Raw genomic sequence first — 12874 nt, 5'->3', positions numbered from 1 at the left:
AGGAGGAATCATGGAAGCGCCGATCCATCCATTTGCCGAGCTGTTCAAACAGCTGGGCTTACCTGACGATGCCTTGAGTATCGATCAATTCATCACCAGCCACTCGCCGCTGCAAAACGAGATCAAGCTGGTCGATGCCCCGTTCTGGACCGAAGCCCAGCGCAACTTCCTCATCGACAGCATCAACGAAGATGCCGATTGGGCAGTCCCTTTCGATCAACTCAACGAAGCATTGCGCCGCCCCCGAAAATAAAGCGCCGAGCGGCACCTGACGACTGATTGGCCGTTGCTATGCTCAGGAAAACAATAAGGGGATAGCGCGATGAAAGATCCCTACGCACCAGGCTTCTGGTGCTCCGTGACGATCCTGGGCACCCTGACGGCCAGTTACTTCTATGGCATCAGGCAGACGCAACAGATGAACCAGGCGGTGCAGTTTCTGTACGCCGCCGCCGCGGTCACCGTGGCGGTTGCGCTGGTGGCGCTGACCTGGATCGCCTGGCAGCATTTGCACCTGAACAAACGCGAAGTGGTTCAGGGGCGAACGCTATTGACCATTTGGAACACCAAAGTAGCCCTGCGCCGGGTCGAGACGGTTTTCGACCGTTATTTCTGGGGCAGCTACTGGCATTCCGGGCGCACCTTCGAAGAGGTCATGGGCGAGCTCAAGGGCACACCGCTGGAGCAGAGCCTGGACGCCCTCAAGCGCCAGTGCCGGGCGCTCGACCGCGAAATCCACGATCACCAACACCATTGGCTGGCCAACGCGCGGGATCTATCCAGTGTGGCGACGGCGATGGCCCGTGAGCGCTACCAGCTCGACCTGGGGGAGCCGACCAGCAGTGGCAATGGCACTACCGCCGTGCTCAATCGGGACCTTGAAGTGCTGGTTTACACCTGGTCGGCGCGCCTGCGCAGCTTCGACCACCAACTGGACGAGCTGGAACGCGCCTACCATTGAGGTGGCTCACTCTCCGCGGATGTACTGCTCCAGCTGCAGAATCAGGTTGGCCTGCTCGGCGATGGTTTCCTTCACCAGGTCACCGATCGACAGGAGGCCCTGCAGCTCGCCGTTGCTGACCACCGGCAGGTGGCGCAAATGACGATCGGTCATCTCGTTCATGCAATATGCCAAGCTCTGCGTCGGATCCACTGTAATCACTGGGGCGCTCATGATCTCGCGGACGGGCGTTGCCGCTGACGAGCGGCCCTTGAGCACCAGCTTGCGGGCGTAGTCGCGTTCACTGACGATGCCCACCACCTTATTGTTTTCCACTACCGGCAGCGCGCCGATATTTTTCTCCGCCAGCAGCTTCAGCGCCTCCAGCACCGAGTCATCAGGGCCGATGGTGTAAACGGTCTGGTGTTGCGACTTGGTCTTGAGGATTTCTTTGACGGTCTTCATACGGGCCTCTGCGGGTGGAAAAAGCGCGGTCTCAATGTAAATAAAGCATCCGACACGGCGCTCTGCACAACAATGCAGGAAACGGCATCAAGGCCATTGAAAAACGTCATGGTTGAGTCAATTGCGGATCACGCACCGCGTAAGCCGCGTGATCGGTGCTGGAGATGCTTACCTGGGTGGGGCAAAATCCCCGGTAATCTGTGACAATGCATGTCAATTTGCCACCATCCAGACCTCGTTCGGCAAGGAGCCGCAATGCAAAGTATGTTTCGCCTTACAGCGCTAAGCTGCGCCTTCATTACCGCTGCCGGTTGCAGCAGCCAACAGATGGACAATATTTCCAAGAGTGTTAAAGACATTGGCAGGGACTACGGCCTGCCCGTGCTCTGTGGTGTCGGCGCGGTGGCCGGGGGGGCTGCCGGGTATGCCCTCAAAGGCAAGGACGGTATCTTGCCTGGCGCCGCTGCTGGCGGGGCGCTGGGTTGCGCCGTCGGTTATGTCTGGCAGTCGCGTCTGCAGGAGCTTGACCGCATCGCCAAGGAAGAGAACCTGCGGATCACCACCGAGAAACTGACCGTTGCCTCCGCCGCTGTCGTCACCGCTGTGCCAGAGGATGCCGGCCTGGTGACCCAGATCGAAGACACCGGGATGTTCGCCACCGGCTCCGACCAGTTGACCGTGAACGGTCAACGCGCGGTGGCCAAGCTGGCGCAGATGTATGCCAAGCCTGCGGCCACCGACAAGCAGGCCGCTGCCAAGGAATCCCAGGCTCGTCGCTTGCTGATCGTTGGCCACAGCGATGCCGTGGGTAACGCCGATTTCAACCAGAAGCTGTCCGAACGCCGTGCCAAGACCGTCGGCAAGGTCATGCTGCAGGCCGGCATTCCCGCCAATGCGATCTATTACCAAGGGGCCGGTGCGTCCCGCCCGATTGCCGACAACAGCGACCCGCTGCTGCGTGGCAAGAACCGCCGTGTGGAAATTGTCGAGCTGGCCAACGAACAGGCCCTGGTGATGCGCGCCCAGGCTGAAGCGAGCAACACCCGCTACCTGCACTACGGCACCTCGACCGCAACCAAGCCCCGCCAGGCCACCACGACCGCACAAGCGAGCAGCAAGCCTGCGGCGAACAAGCCCACCACCGCGCAGCGTACGCCTGCCGCGACCAGCACCAGCACCAGCACCAGCACCAGCACCAGCACCAGCACCGCGAAGGCCGTTGCTTCCGTGCGCCCGCAGGTTGATTTCGCGGGTACGCCAGTGGCCAGCTACAACTGGACCATGGCGCAGAGCATCAAGCCGAAACAGAGCGGCTTCACGCTGATCAGCAGCGCCTATGCTACGCAGATGCCGATGTCCAGCTGCGAAGCCGACCGGCCGCGTAATGCTGGCGAAGTGCTGAGCATGGTCAACGACCAGCCCTTGCAGCGTCGCGCGACCAAGGATTACCTGCCGGGTTACAACAACCGGGTGTGGGCCAACCTGGTCAACGGGCACCTGGTGACCGTGTCGCCGGTTTCGATCCTGCGTGAGAACGCCATGGTCGACCGCCAGCCAATTCTCCAGCTGGTCGAAGACTACAAACAGCCTACTCAGCACAAGCCACAGACAATGAAAGCCGTGGCCAACACCTATGAAGGCGAAAGCGAAGTGCTGTACCGGGTCTTCGCCAGTGATGCCCAGGCATCGATTTCCTGCATGGATATCGTGTTCAGCAAAGGCAACGCCGAGGTCAGCCAAGGTGCCTTGTTCTATGCCGCTGGCAGTGATGCGTTTGTCGCTTCCTACAAGCCGATCCCGGCCACAAAATAAACCCAGTCAAGGACGTCCTGAATGGAAGACTTTTCGCTTGCTGCACTCAAATCACTGATTCTTGCCAATCAGTTGCTCTCCGCCGGCCTGCTTTCACTGCTGATCACTGCGGTGATCGTGCGTAACTACTGGGAAGAGGTTTCCTACTTCCTGATCCGTGTCTGGCACAGCTTCCCGTTGATCGGTACGGTGGCGCGCCTGTCGCGCAAGCCGGCTTCGGTCGACGCTGAAGGCTGGATCAACCACGAAGTCAACCTGTCGAACGTGTACAACAAAAAATTCAAGTTGTACGCCAAGGACGCGAACGCCTACAGCGCCTACCTCGATTACCTGGCCAAGGCCGGTGAGGCCGGGCGTTCCGCGCGCCCGTGGTGGGTGTTGGCGGTCGTCCTGATGCTGGTGGTGGTCGAGGCCATGGGTTTTGCCTATGTGGTCGCAGGCTGGGTGAACATGGATGCCTCGACCAATGACCGTCATTGGCTGACGGCGTTCGTGGCGATTCTGCTGGCCGTCGCTTCGGCGTTTCTTGCCGAGGCTGCCGGGCATGCGGTGCACCACAACAGCCTGGTCGCCCGCGCGCGCCATTGGTGGCAAGGGGAAGAGCCTTCCAAGCGCTCCCGTTCGCTGAAAGCCAACAAAGCGATCAACCTTGAAGACTCCTTCGCCGACTCGGACAAGCCTGACTACGAGCAGCTGCTGGCCCGGGTAAAGGACGTGAACGCCAACGTCTCGCGCAAGTTCTTCTGGTTGATCACCTGCGGTGTGTTCGTGGTCGCCATGGCCATCGGCGCCTTCCTCATCCGCTCGGCCACCCTGGACAGCATCGAGACTGAGATGGTCAACGGCATGCGTGCTGAAGCGTCCACGCAAAGCAGCAGTGCGGGCTCGCCATTCGACCTGCCGGCAGAGTCCCAGGCCATCAACGATGAAGCGGACAACGCCACCATCGACGACAAGATGCAGGCGATCCGCAAGGCGAGCCTGACGACCTATGTCATGCTGTCGCTGATCTACGTGGCGATCCAGGGTATCAGCCTGTGGTTGGCCAGCCGCTACTTCTTCGCCGGTACGCACTCGCATACCGCCTGGCAGCGTACCCACAAGTACGCCACCTCCGAAGAGATGCTCGACGCAATGGATCAGAAACGTTCGGCCATCGCCAGCCATGCCGATGACAAGCTGCGCCGTCTGCAGACCTTGTTGTCCAGCCGCGACCACACCGATGCCAATGTGCTGACGGCGCTGGATGGGGAAAATACCGCACGTCGCAACTTCCTCAGCTTCGTCGAGCACAAGGCTGACAAAGTCTCGGAGCAGCCGGAGAAGCCTGCGCGCCCCGTTGAAACTGTTGCACCAGCACCAGCACCAGCACAAGCACAAGCACCAGCTGCCGTAGCCGTCGCCATGCCGCCGGTCGAGCTTCAGCCTGTCGCTGCTCCTGCTGCCCCCGCTGCTGCAGTGGCCGAACCGGTCGCCACAGTCGCTATCAAGGCCTCCGAGTTCCACGATGTTACCGGCCTGCCGGAAGAAAGCCTGGCCGCCGCCAGCCGTGCGCTGAATGTCAGCGAGGCGCAACTGCGCGACATCCGCGAGCAACAGCAGGCGCTCAAGGCGCTTGGCCTGTTCCCGGTGAAGAAGGAGGGCATGCTGTCATGAGGCTTGCCAAGGCCCTGATCCTTGCGCTGGCGCTGCCTTGTGCAGCGCTGGCCGCCGAACGCAACGACCTGCAGAGCTGCTACACGCGCAATGGCCTGGCCGATATCAAGCCAGCAAGTTCCGGCCGCGAGCTGGTGGTGATCATCGATCAGACCATCCCGATGCCTGAAGACTTGCAGCGCAGCAGTTGGGGCCAGATCGACCGGTTCGTCCAGCCGGGCGATCGTGTCCGGCTGTATACCTTCTCGGCGTTTCTGCCGGGTGAGTATCAGCGCCTGGTGTACGCGGGCGAGCTGGACATGCCGTTGCAGGGCGAGGTTCGCGACGATGTGAACATGCGCAAACTGCGTGGCCTGGACCAGTGCCTGGCGACCCAGAAGAAAGCGTTTCAGGCAGGCTTTGGCGGCTTGTTCGTGAAGGGCCTGCGCGAGGCCCGCCAGGACATCCCCAAGAGCGAAATCATGAACACCCTGCGCCGTGTCGGTGAAGACATGGGCAAGGAGCAGGGTGTCCAGGAGCGGGTGGTGTACCTGATTTCGGACATGCTCGAACATTCCGACTACACCAGCTTCTACGCCGCCAACCAGATCAAGCAACTTAACGTTGGCAACGAGCTCAAGCTTGCGCAAAGCAAGGGCTTGTACGCAGACCTGCAAGGCGCCCGGGTGTATGTGACTGGCGCAGGCCTGGTCACCGATGCGGTGAAGCATGCCTATCGCTCTGGCAAGACCATGGATGCGCTGAACGACTTCTGGGCACAGTACCTGAATGCCTCCAACGCGACGTTGGAAGGGTTTGGTACACCGAGCCTGAGTACCGACCTTCGGTAAACCGGGGGCCGCTTTGCGGCCCATCGCCGGCAAGCCAGCTCCTACAGGCCCCTGCAAACCTCAAGGTGCGGGAGCTGGCTTGTCGGCGATGGGCTGCGCAGCAGCCCCGTTTCACGCGGTCTGGCTTACAGCTTCGGCATCTGCCCGATGCGCGCCACCATCTCGCTCACCACCTGCAGATCCAGCATGAACTGCTCCACGGTCTTGAACTCGTTGTCGTTATGCCCGGTGTATTTCACGTTGGGCATGGCCAGCCCGAATTGCACGCCGTTGGGCAGGTCATGCACTGAAGTAGCCCCCGCCGAAGTGCCAAATTCGTGCTTCATGCCCAGGTTCTCGCTGGCCACGGCAAGCAGAGCCTTGACCCATTCGCCCTCCGGGTTGCGGTACATCGGCGCGTCGAGGCTGTAGTCGAAGGCGACCGGAACGTGGCTGGCGCTCTTCCACTTGTCGAGTTTGGCAGCCAGGTCATCCTTGATCGTGGCAATTGCCTTGCCCTTCGGGATACGCAGGTTGACCGCCAGTTTCAGCCCCTTGTCGTCCACACCCACAAAGGTCGGCGATGCCGTCAGTGGCCCCATGAACGCGTCTTCAAAGCCCACACCGAGCTTTTTGCCCAGGTAGTCCAGGCCCCAGTTGTCGTTGGCATAGCGGGCAGCATCGGTGAACTGGTTGTGCTTGAGCGGCACCTGCTTGCCCAGGCCATCGATGAACACCAGCATGCGCGCCACTGGGTTGACCCCGGATTCAGGCTCGGACGAGTGGGCCGAGACGCCTTTCACCGTGAGCAGCACTTCCTTGCCGACCACTTTGGCATCAATGCTGAAATCACCGCCGTTGCCCTTCACATACGCTGCGCCAGCCTTGTTCAGGCTCGCCGCCAGCTCGGCGGGCTTGTCGCCGGTCAGGGTCGCGACCGATGTCGTGGGGATCTGGTTGGTGGCCAGGCCGCCGGTGAGGTGGGTGATTTCGGCGCCCTTGCCGGTGGCGGAGCGCTTGGCGAAGCTGGCCATGACCGTGCCGTAGCCTTTCTCGGCGATCACTACTGGATAGCCGCCATCCAGCGCCAGGTTGTAGTCGGGTGTCGGATTGCGCTCGAAGTAGTAGGGGATGGCATCGCCGCTGGTTTCTTCGGTGGTGTCCACCAGCAGTTTGAGCTGGCGGGCCAGGGGCAGTTTCTCGTCCTTGGCCACTTTCAGCGCATACAGCGCCACGACGATGCCGTTCTTGTCGTCTTCGGTGCCACGGCCGTACATGCGGTCGCCTACCAGCGTGACCTTGAACGGGTCGAGGCGAGTGCCATCGTCCAGCTTCCAGTTGTCCGGGTTGACCGGCACCACGTCAGCGTGGGCATGGATGCCCACCACTTCCTTGCCTTCGCCGAGGGTGATCTCGTACACCCGATTGTCGATATTGCGGAACGTCAGGCCAAAGCCTTCGGCCAAGGCTTTGATCTTGTCGGCGATCTTCAGGAACTGCGGGTTTTCATGCTGCGGTACGCCTTCGACGTTGAAGGTGGGGATGGCCACCAGTTCGCGCAGTGTCTCGGTGGCGGCTTTGCCGTACTTGATACGGGTATACAGGCCCAGCAGGCGATTGATTTCGTTCTGCTGCTCGTCGGCCAGCGGCGTGTTGGCCAGGTAGGCGCTCAGCGTCTCGCCGAGGTTGTCAGCCTTGGCCAGGTCGCTGCCGTTGAGCTTGCCGATGAATTGCTTGAAGTCCGCCGGATCCGTGCCGTCGTAGGCCTTGATGATGGCCGCGGACTGTTGCTGGGAGAGGTTGGCCTGGGCCGGTACGCTGAACAAGCCGATGCTGGCCAGCAGCAGTGAGGTAGCGGTAAGTTTTTTCAGGTACATGGGCGCGCGCATTCCTTCGCGAGTTGTTGTTAGGGGGCACCCGTTCGAAAAACGGGAAGGTGCCCACGCTAACACCAATGCCATGCAGTACGGGAGTACCAGAAGCGCGACACGTCGCCTTGCGCACTGCGCGTGGGTAAGTGCTGCCCCCGGGCCTCCTGAACACCGCCGGTAGAACCCAGGCGGCCTGACTCATCCGGCGATGTACAGCCCCCCGTTCACGTGCAGCACTTCACCGGTCATGAAGCTTGAGCCGTTGCTGCACAGAAAGGCGATCACCGAGGCGATTTCGCTGGGCTGACCCAGGCGTTTGAGCGGGGTCTGTTCCACCGAATCGGTGCCGCGGGTGGCGATCAGGGCCTGGGTCATCGGGGTTTCGATGATCCCCGGAGACACGGCGTTCACCCGGGTCTGTGGGCCCAACTCCCGCGCCAGGGCTCGGGTCAGGCTCAGCAGGCCGCCTTTGGAGGTGCCATAGTGCGCGTTCGCGTATGCCCCCCGGTGTGCGGCTACCGAGGTCAGGTTGACGATTGCACTGTTGGCGCGCAGTGCCGGGATTGCTCGACGGCAAAGATAGAACACCCCGTCGAGGTTGATCCCCAGGGTCTGGCGCCATTGCTCATCGGTCATCTGGTGAATCGGCTGCGACTGGTACAGGCCGGCTGACGGCACCAGGAAGTCAATGCCACCGAAGCGTTCGATAGCCAACTGCACCGCCTTGGCCGAATCTTCCGGGTCGGCGGCATTCATCTTCAGGGTGGCGATGCGTTGGCCGCTGGCGTCGAGTTGCTGGGCAAAGTCTGCCAAGCCATCGCCGTCCAGGTCAGCGAGTACCATCGAGGCGCCGTATTGATAGAACAGCTTTGCCACCTCGCGGCCAATGCCACCGTTGGCACCCGTCAGCAGCAGGACGCGATTGTTGAAATCGTACATGGTCGGGTTCTCTGAAAAGGTGCCTGGGCTCATTGGCCGAGAATGCGAGCCAGATGCTCGGGTTGTAGGTCAACGCCGAGAAAGCGGCAGATCTGTACGATCTGGCCATAGATCATGTGCTGTCCGTGGTGTACGCGGCAGCCACGCTGGCGTGCTGCAGCCAACAGGGGGGTGTCTCCGGTGCGCATCACGGCTTCGCAGACCAGGGCATCCGCCCGTAGGGTGTCAGGGTCGAGCGGCAGGGCATCGTCGTCGTTGAGGCCCAGGGAGGTGGCGTTGATAATGACGTCGAAGTCCTGCGCATTGCCATCACTGGTGCTCAGGTCAACGCTGGGGAACTGCGCTTTCAGGCGTTCCAGCAGGGCTTCGGCGCGGGCGGGGGAGCGATTGTAGATCGCCAGCCGTGCCGGTTGTTGCCGGGCAATCGCCACGGCAATCGACTTGCCGGCGCCACCGGCCCCTACCAGCAGCACGCGCTTGCCTTGTAACTGATGACCCTGCTGATGCAGGCCGGCGAGCATGCCGTCACCATCGAAGTTGCCGCCAATCAGCCGACCGCTCTCGGGCTCGATCCGCACGGCATTGACCGAGCCAACCTGGCGCGCGATGTCGGTCAGTTCGTCGCAGTATTCAACGATGCTTTCCTTGTAGGGAATGGTTACCACCAAGCCGTTCAGATTGGCGATACCAGATGCGCCGAGCAGTACCTTGTGCAGGTTCGTCCCTTGTACGTGCAGCGGCACGCAGATCAGGTCAAGGCCCTGGTTGGCGGCACTGTGGTTGATCACTTGCGGGGTTTTTACATGGGCGATCGGATCGGCAACGATGCCGATCAGGCGCGTCTGGCCACTGATGTGCATGGGGAACCTCAAAGGCAGGAGTGGGAGCGGACGTTGGCTGTCACGCCGCAATCCACCGCATGAAGTGCAGGCCCGAAAAAGGGATCTAGCGCAAGCAGCAATACCGGTGATCGGGCTGCCGAGTTGAGGGCAGGGGCGGCGCTGGCGGCGCGGATCAATGAAGCCAATAGCTGTAACTGTGCTCTGATACGGCTCATGAGGAGCAACCTGTCTGACATATTTTATTGTTGTCAGACATGATCGTAAGAGGCTTCGCTTTTCGGTGTCAAGCGTACTGCAGGGGATCAGGCCTGCAGGTACATGTTCATACGCTTGGCGGCATTGCGTAGATGGCGCTCGGCGGCTTCGCCAGCCAGCACCGGGTCACGCGCCTGGATGGCCTGGAAGATTGCCTGGTGCTCGTCCTGCACGTCCTGGATCAGCTCGTTGTAGATCTCGGCGGTGTTGCTGCGTGCCTCGCGAATCAGGCGTCGGACGCTGTGGTCGAGGTATTCGTTGAGCGATTTGAAATGCGGGTTGTGGGTGGCCGCGACTATCGCCTGGTGGAAGGCATAGTCTTCGTCGTCGCCCAGTTGATCATTGACCATGGCGTATTCCATACCCACCAGTGCCTGGCGAATCTTCTTCAGGTCTTCGGGCGTATGGCGCAAGGCCGCCAGGCGCGTGGCACCCACTTCAATGGTGATCAAGAATTCGAGGATATGCAGCAACGCACCCTCTTCGCCCAGCGACACCTCTTTCAAGCGAAACGCATGGCGCTCGCCGCGCTTGGCGACGAATGCGCCCTTGCCTTGCTGAGTGGTGATCAGCTCCTCGAACTTGAGCTGCGACAAGGCTTCGCGCACCACCGCCCGGCTTACCGAGAACTGCTCGCATAATTGCCGTTCGCTGGGCAGTTGATCGCCGGTAGCCAGCCGTCCGGACTGTATCTCGCCACTGAGCCAGTTGACGATCTCCATGGGCAGGGGCTGGCTGGGGTGCACGTTATCGCTTTTCATTGTTCAGTCCTCTGCCTTGAGGCAGCACGGTACGCGTTCGAATGATGGGGCTTTGATAGTGAAGTATTGGGCTGTGGTCTTACAAGTTTTTGAAAAAAACAATCTCGGGTGATGTCGGCTATTTTCAAGGGCTGTACGTGACCGGGCAAAAAAAAAATGATAAATCCGGGCTCGGGTGCTTTGACTTCACGGCATGGTTGACGTAGCTTTCGTCAACTGGTCAGACATGTTGCGCCTAATGTTCTACCAGATTGTAGATAACAATAAAAAAGAGGCTCCCCATGCACATCAAGACCACGCTGAGTCTGCTCACCCTCGGCACGACCCTGTTCGCCGGTATCACCTGCGCTGATCCTTTGAAAGTGGCGTTGGTCGAGACCCTGTCGGGGCCGTCCGCCGCCACCGGGCAAATGTTCCGCGCTGCCACGCGCTTTCAGATCGACCGGCTCAATGCCGAGGGCGGCTGGAATGGCGAACCCATCCAACTCCTTGAATTCGATAGCCAGGGGACCCCGGCCGGGGCCTCCGAAAAACTCAAGGCCGCTATTGGCAGCGGCGCGCAAATGATTGTTCAAGGCGCTTCGTCAGTGGCTGCCGGGCAGATCACTGAGGATGTGCGCAAGTACAACCTGCGCAACAAAGGCAAGGAAGTAGTGTTCCTCAACGTGGGGGGCGAGGCACTGGAGCTGACCGGCAGCAAATGCCATTTCTATCATTTCCGTTTCAACGGTAATGCGCCGATCCGGGTCAAGACACTGGTTGCGGCGATGAAAGACGCGGGCACCCTGGGCAGCAAAGTCTATTCCATGAACCAGAATTACAGCTGGGGCCAGGACATGGAAAAAGCCATTACGGAAAACGCTGCGGTAGGCGGCTATGAGCTGGTGGGTAAAAGCCTGCACGATACCCAGAAGGTGCAGGATTTTTCTCCCTACATCGCTCGCATCCAGGCCTCTGGCGCACAAACCGTATTGACCGGCAACTGGGGCAACGACCTGTTGCTGCTGATGAAGGCCAGCCGCGCCGCTGGCCTTAAACTGCGCTTTGGTACCGCCTTCCTCGATCAGCCGGGCAACCTGGCCAACGCGGGCGATGTCGCGCTGGGGCACTATGTTTCCCATCCCTTCAATATCGAGGCGGCAGGTGAGCAGGGCGAACGCTTTGCCACGCAGTACCAGGCCAAGACCGGGCACCTGCCGGCCTACATTGAACCCCAGACCGTATTTGCCTTGCAGATGGTCGGTAATGTGTTGAAGAAGCTGCCAGCAGAAGAAGGCCGCCTCAATACCCGCAGTTTTGCCCTGGCGCTGGAAAAGGCCACAGACAGCAACCCGCTGGGTGAAGTGCGGATGCGCGCTGAAGACCACCAACTGTTGATGCCGTTCGTGGTGTCGGTAGTGTCGAAGAAGGCTCGCTACCCCGTAGACGGCACCGACATGGGCTTCGTACCGATCAAGTCGTTCAGTGCCGATGAAGCCGCAGCGCCTGTCCAGGATGCCTGCCGGATGCAACGGCCCGAGTGACGTCGCGTGGCGTGCCACTCGGCGCGCCTTCCTGTCCATCGCGAATGCTGGAGTCGCTTATGGAATTTCTCACAGTTTCACTGCTTAACGGCGTGATCTACGGCCTGCTGTTGTTCATGGTTTCTGCCGGTCTGACTTTGATTTTCGGCATGATGGGCGTTCTCAACTTTGCCCATGCCTCCTTTTATATGGTGGGTGCCTACCTGGCGTACACCCTGCAGAAGTTTGTCGGCTTTACCAGCGCGGTGCTGCTTTCGACCGTGCTGGTGGGCTTGCTCGGGGTAGTCGTCGAGCGCTTCTTCCTGCGCCGGGTGCACAAGCATGGCCACGCCCATGAACTGCTGCTGACCTTCGGCCTGACGTTCATTATTGCCGAACTGATCAAGTTGTTTTACGGCAACTTTTCTGTCGAGTACCGGGTGCCGGAGTTCCTCAACTTTGCTGCATTCCAGGTATTCAGTACCGACTATCCGTTCTATCGCTTGCTGATGGGCGGGGTCTCGCTGCTGGTGTTCGGCCTGATCTATCTGCTGTTGACCCGGACGCGCGTCGGCATCGTCGTGCGGGCGGCGATCCATCGGCCGCAAATGGCCGAGGCCTTGGGGCACAACGTACCGCTGGTGTTTATGACGGTGTTCGGGATCGGCGCTGCATTGGCCGGCCTGGCCGGAGCGTTGGCCGGTGCGTTCTACACCACCAACCCCAATATGGCCCTGGAGCTTGGGGTCATTGTTTTTGTAGTGGTCGTGGTCGGCGGCCTGGGCTCGATGGCCGGGGCAATGATCGCATCGTTGTTGATCGGGCTGATTTCCTCGTTCGCCGTGGGTGTGGATGTCAGCCTGGCGTCGCTCTTGGGCGGGTTGGGTGCTGGCGACTGGGCGCAGCAGATGGGTGGGTTGATGACCCTCAAGGTGTCCAGTGTGGCAGCGACCATTCCGTTCGCGCTGATGCTGCTGATTTTGCTTGTCCGGCCGTCCGGGTTGATGGGTGAGAAGGGGTAG

Annotated in this window: 12 protein-coding genes; 7 read left to right on the top strand and 5 right to left on the bottom strand. The window is 60.6% G+C overall.

The features are described from left to right. Positions 1-10 precede the first annotated feature (10 nt). Together OGV19_RS22985 and OGV19_RS22980 are read left to right on the top strand one after the other, a co-directional pair. Positions 11-253 (top strand): DUF2789 domain-containing protein, encoded by a 243-nt coding sequence (locus OGV19_RS22985; protein ID WP_264310784.1) that lies wholly within the window; start codon positions 11-13, stop codon positions 251-253. 69 nt (positions 254-322) lie between these two features. Then, positions 323-961: an NADH:ubiquinone oxidoreductase subunit N gene (locus tag OGV19_RS22980; RefSeq protein WP_264310783.1), complete on the top strand. Its 639-nt coding sequence runs from the start codon at positions 323-325 to the stop codon at positions 959-961. Between the two features lie 6 nt (positions 962-967). Here the strand turns inward: OGV19_RS22980 and OGV19_RS22975 are convergent, their stop codons facing one another. After that, positions 968-1405, bottom strand: coding sequence for a CBS domain-containing protein (locus OGV19_RS22975; protein WP_264310782.1), 438 nt, complete (start codon positions 1403-1405; stop codon positions 968-970). A gap of 255 nt (positions 1406-1660) precedes the next feature. On the opposite strand from OGV19_RS22975, the gene OGV19_RS22970 reads away from it, so the two are divergent. Genes OGV19_RS22970 through OGV19_RS22960 form a run of 3 tightly spaced genes read left to right on the top strand, consistent with a single transcriptional unit; the run spans position 1661 to position 5703 of the window. Beyond that, positions 1661-3217: an OmpA family protein gene (locus tag OGV19_RS22970; RefSeq protein ID WP_264310781.1), complete on the top strand. Its 1557-nt coding sequence runs from the start codon at positions 1661-1663 to the stop codon at positions 3215-3217. Between the two features lie 21 nt (positions 3218-3238). Beyond that, positions 3239-4873: a hypothetical protein gene (locus tag OGV19_RS22965; RefSeq protein ID WP_264310780.1), complete on the top strand. Its 1635-nt coding sequence runs from the start codon at positions 3239-3241 to the stop codon at positions 4871-4873. Next, positions 4870-5703 carry a hypothetical protein gene (locus tag OGV19_RS22960; RefSeq protein WP_264310779.1) on the top strand — a complete coding sequence of 278 codons (834 nt, stop codon included), beginning with the start codon at positions 4870-4872 and terminating at the stop codon, positions 5701-5703. The genes OGV19_RS22965 and OGV19_RS22960 overlap by 4 nt, the downstream gene beginning before the upstream one ends. A 125-nt stretch (positions 5704-5828) precedes the next feature. On the opposite strand, the gene OGV19_RS22955 is transcribed toward OGV19_RS22960, so the two are convergent. From OGV19_RS22955 to OGV19_RS22940, 4 genes are all read right to left on the bottom strand, one after another. Next, positions 5829-7559 carry a dipeptidase gene (locus OGV19_RS22955; RefSeq protein ID WP_264310778.1) on the bottom strand — a complete coding sequence of 577 codons (1731 nt, stop codon included), beginning with the start codon at positions 7557-7559 and terminating at the stop codon, positions 5829-5831. 192 nt (positions 7560-7751) lie between these two features. Further along, positions 7752-8492, bottom strand: a complete 741-nt coding sequence (locus OGV19_RS22950; RefSeq protein WP_264310777.1) for an SDR family NAD(P)-dependent oxidoreductase — start codon at positions 8490-8492, stop codon at positions 7752-7754. 29 nt (positions 8493-8521) lie between these two features. Then, entirely contained in the window at positions 8522-9352 is an 831-nt protein-coding gene (locus tag OGV19_RS22945; RefSeq protein ID WP_264310776.1) for a shikimate dehydrogenase family protein, read from the bottom strand. 284 nt (positions 9353-9636) lie between these two features. After that, positions 9637-10350 carry a FadR/GntR family transcriptional regulator gene (locus OGV19_RS22940; RefSeq protein ID WP_264310775.1) on the bottom strand — a complete coding sequence of 238 codons (714 nt, stop codon included), beginning with the start codon at positions 10348-10350 and terminating at the stop codon, positions 9637-9639. Positions 10351-10631: 281 nt separating this feature from the next. Here OGV19_RS22940 and OGV19_RS22935 point away from each other — a divergent pair, with 281 nt between their 5' ends. Then, the gene (locus OGV19_RS22935; protein WP_264310774.1) at positions 10632-11873 is read left to right on the top strand and encodes a branched-chain amino acid ABC transporter substrate-binding protein; all 1242 of its coding nucleotides are present in this window, start codon (positions 10632-10634) and stop codon (positions 11871-11873) included. A 59-nt stretch (positions 11874-11932) separates the two neighbouring features. Beyond that, a complete protein-coding gene (locus OGV19_RS22930) occupies positions 11933-12874 on the top strand; it encodes a branched-chain amino acid ABC transporter permease (protein ID WP_264310773.1) in 942 nt (313 codons plus the stop codon).

Source organism: Pseudomonas putida (assembly GCF_025905425.1).
GTDB classification, from domain to species: Bacteria; Pseudomonadota; Gammaproteobacteria; order Pseudomonadales; family Pseudomonadaceae; genus Aquipseudomonas; species Aquipseudomonas putida_AF.
The sequence above is the reverse complement of the archived record's forward strand: the minus strand, read 5'-3'. Positions and strand labels throughout refer to the sequence as shown.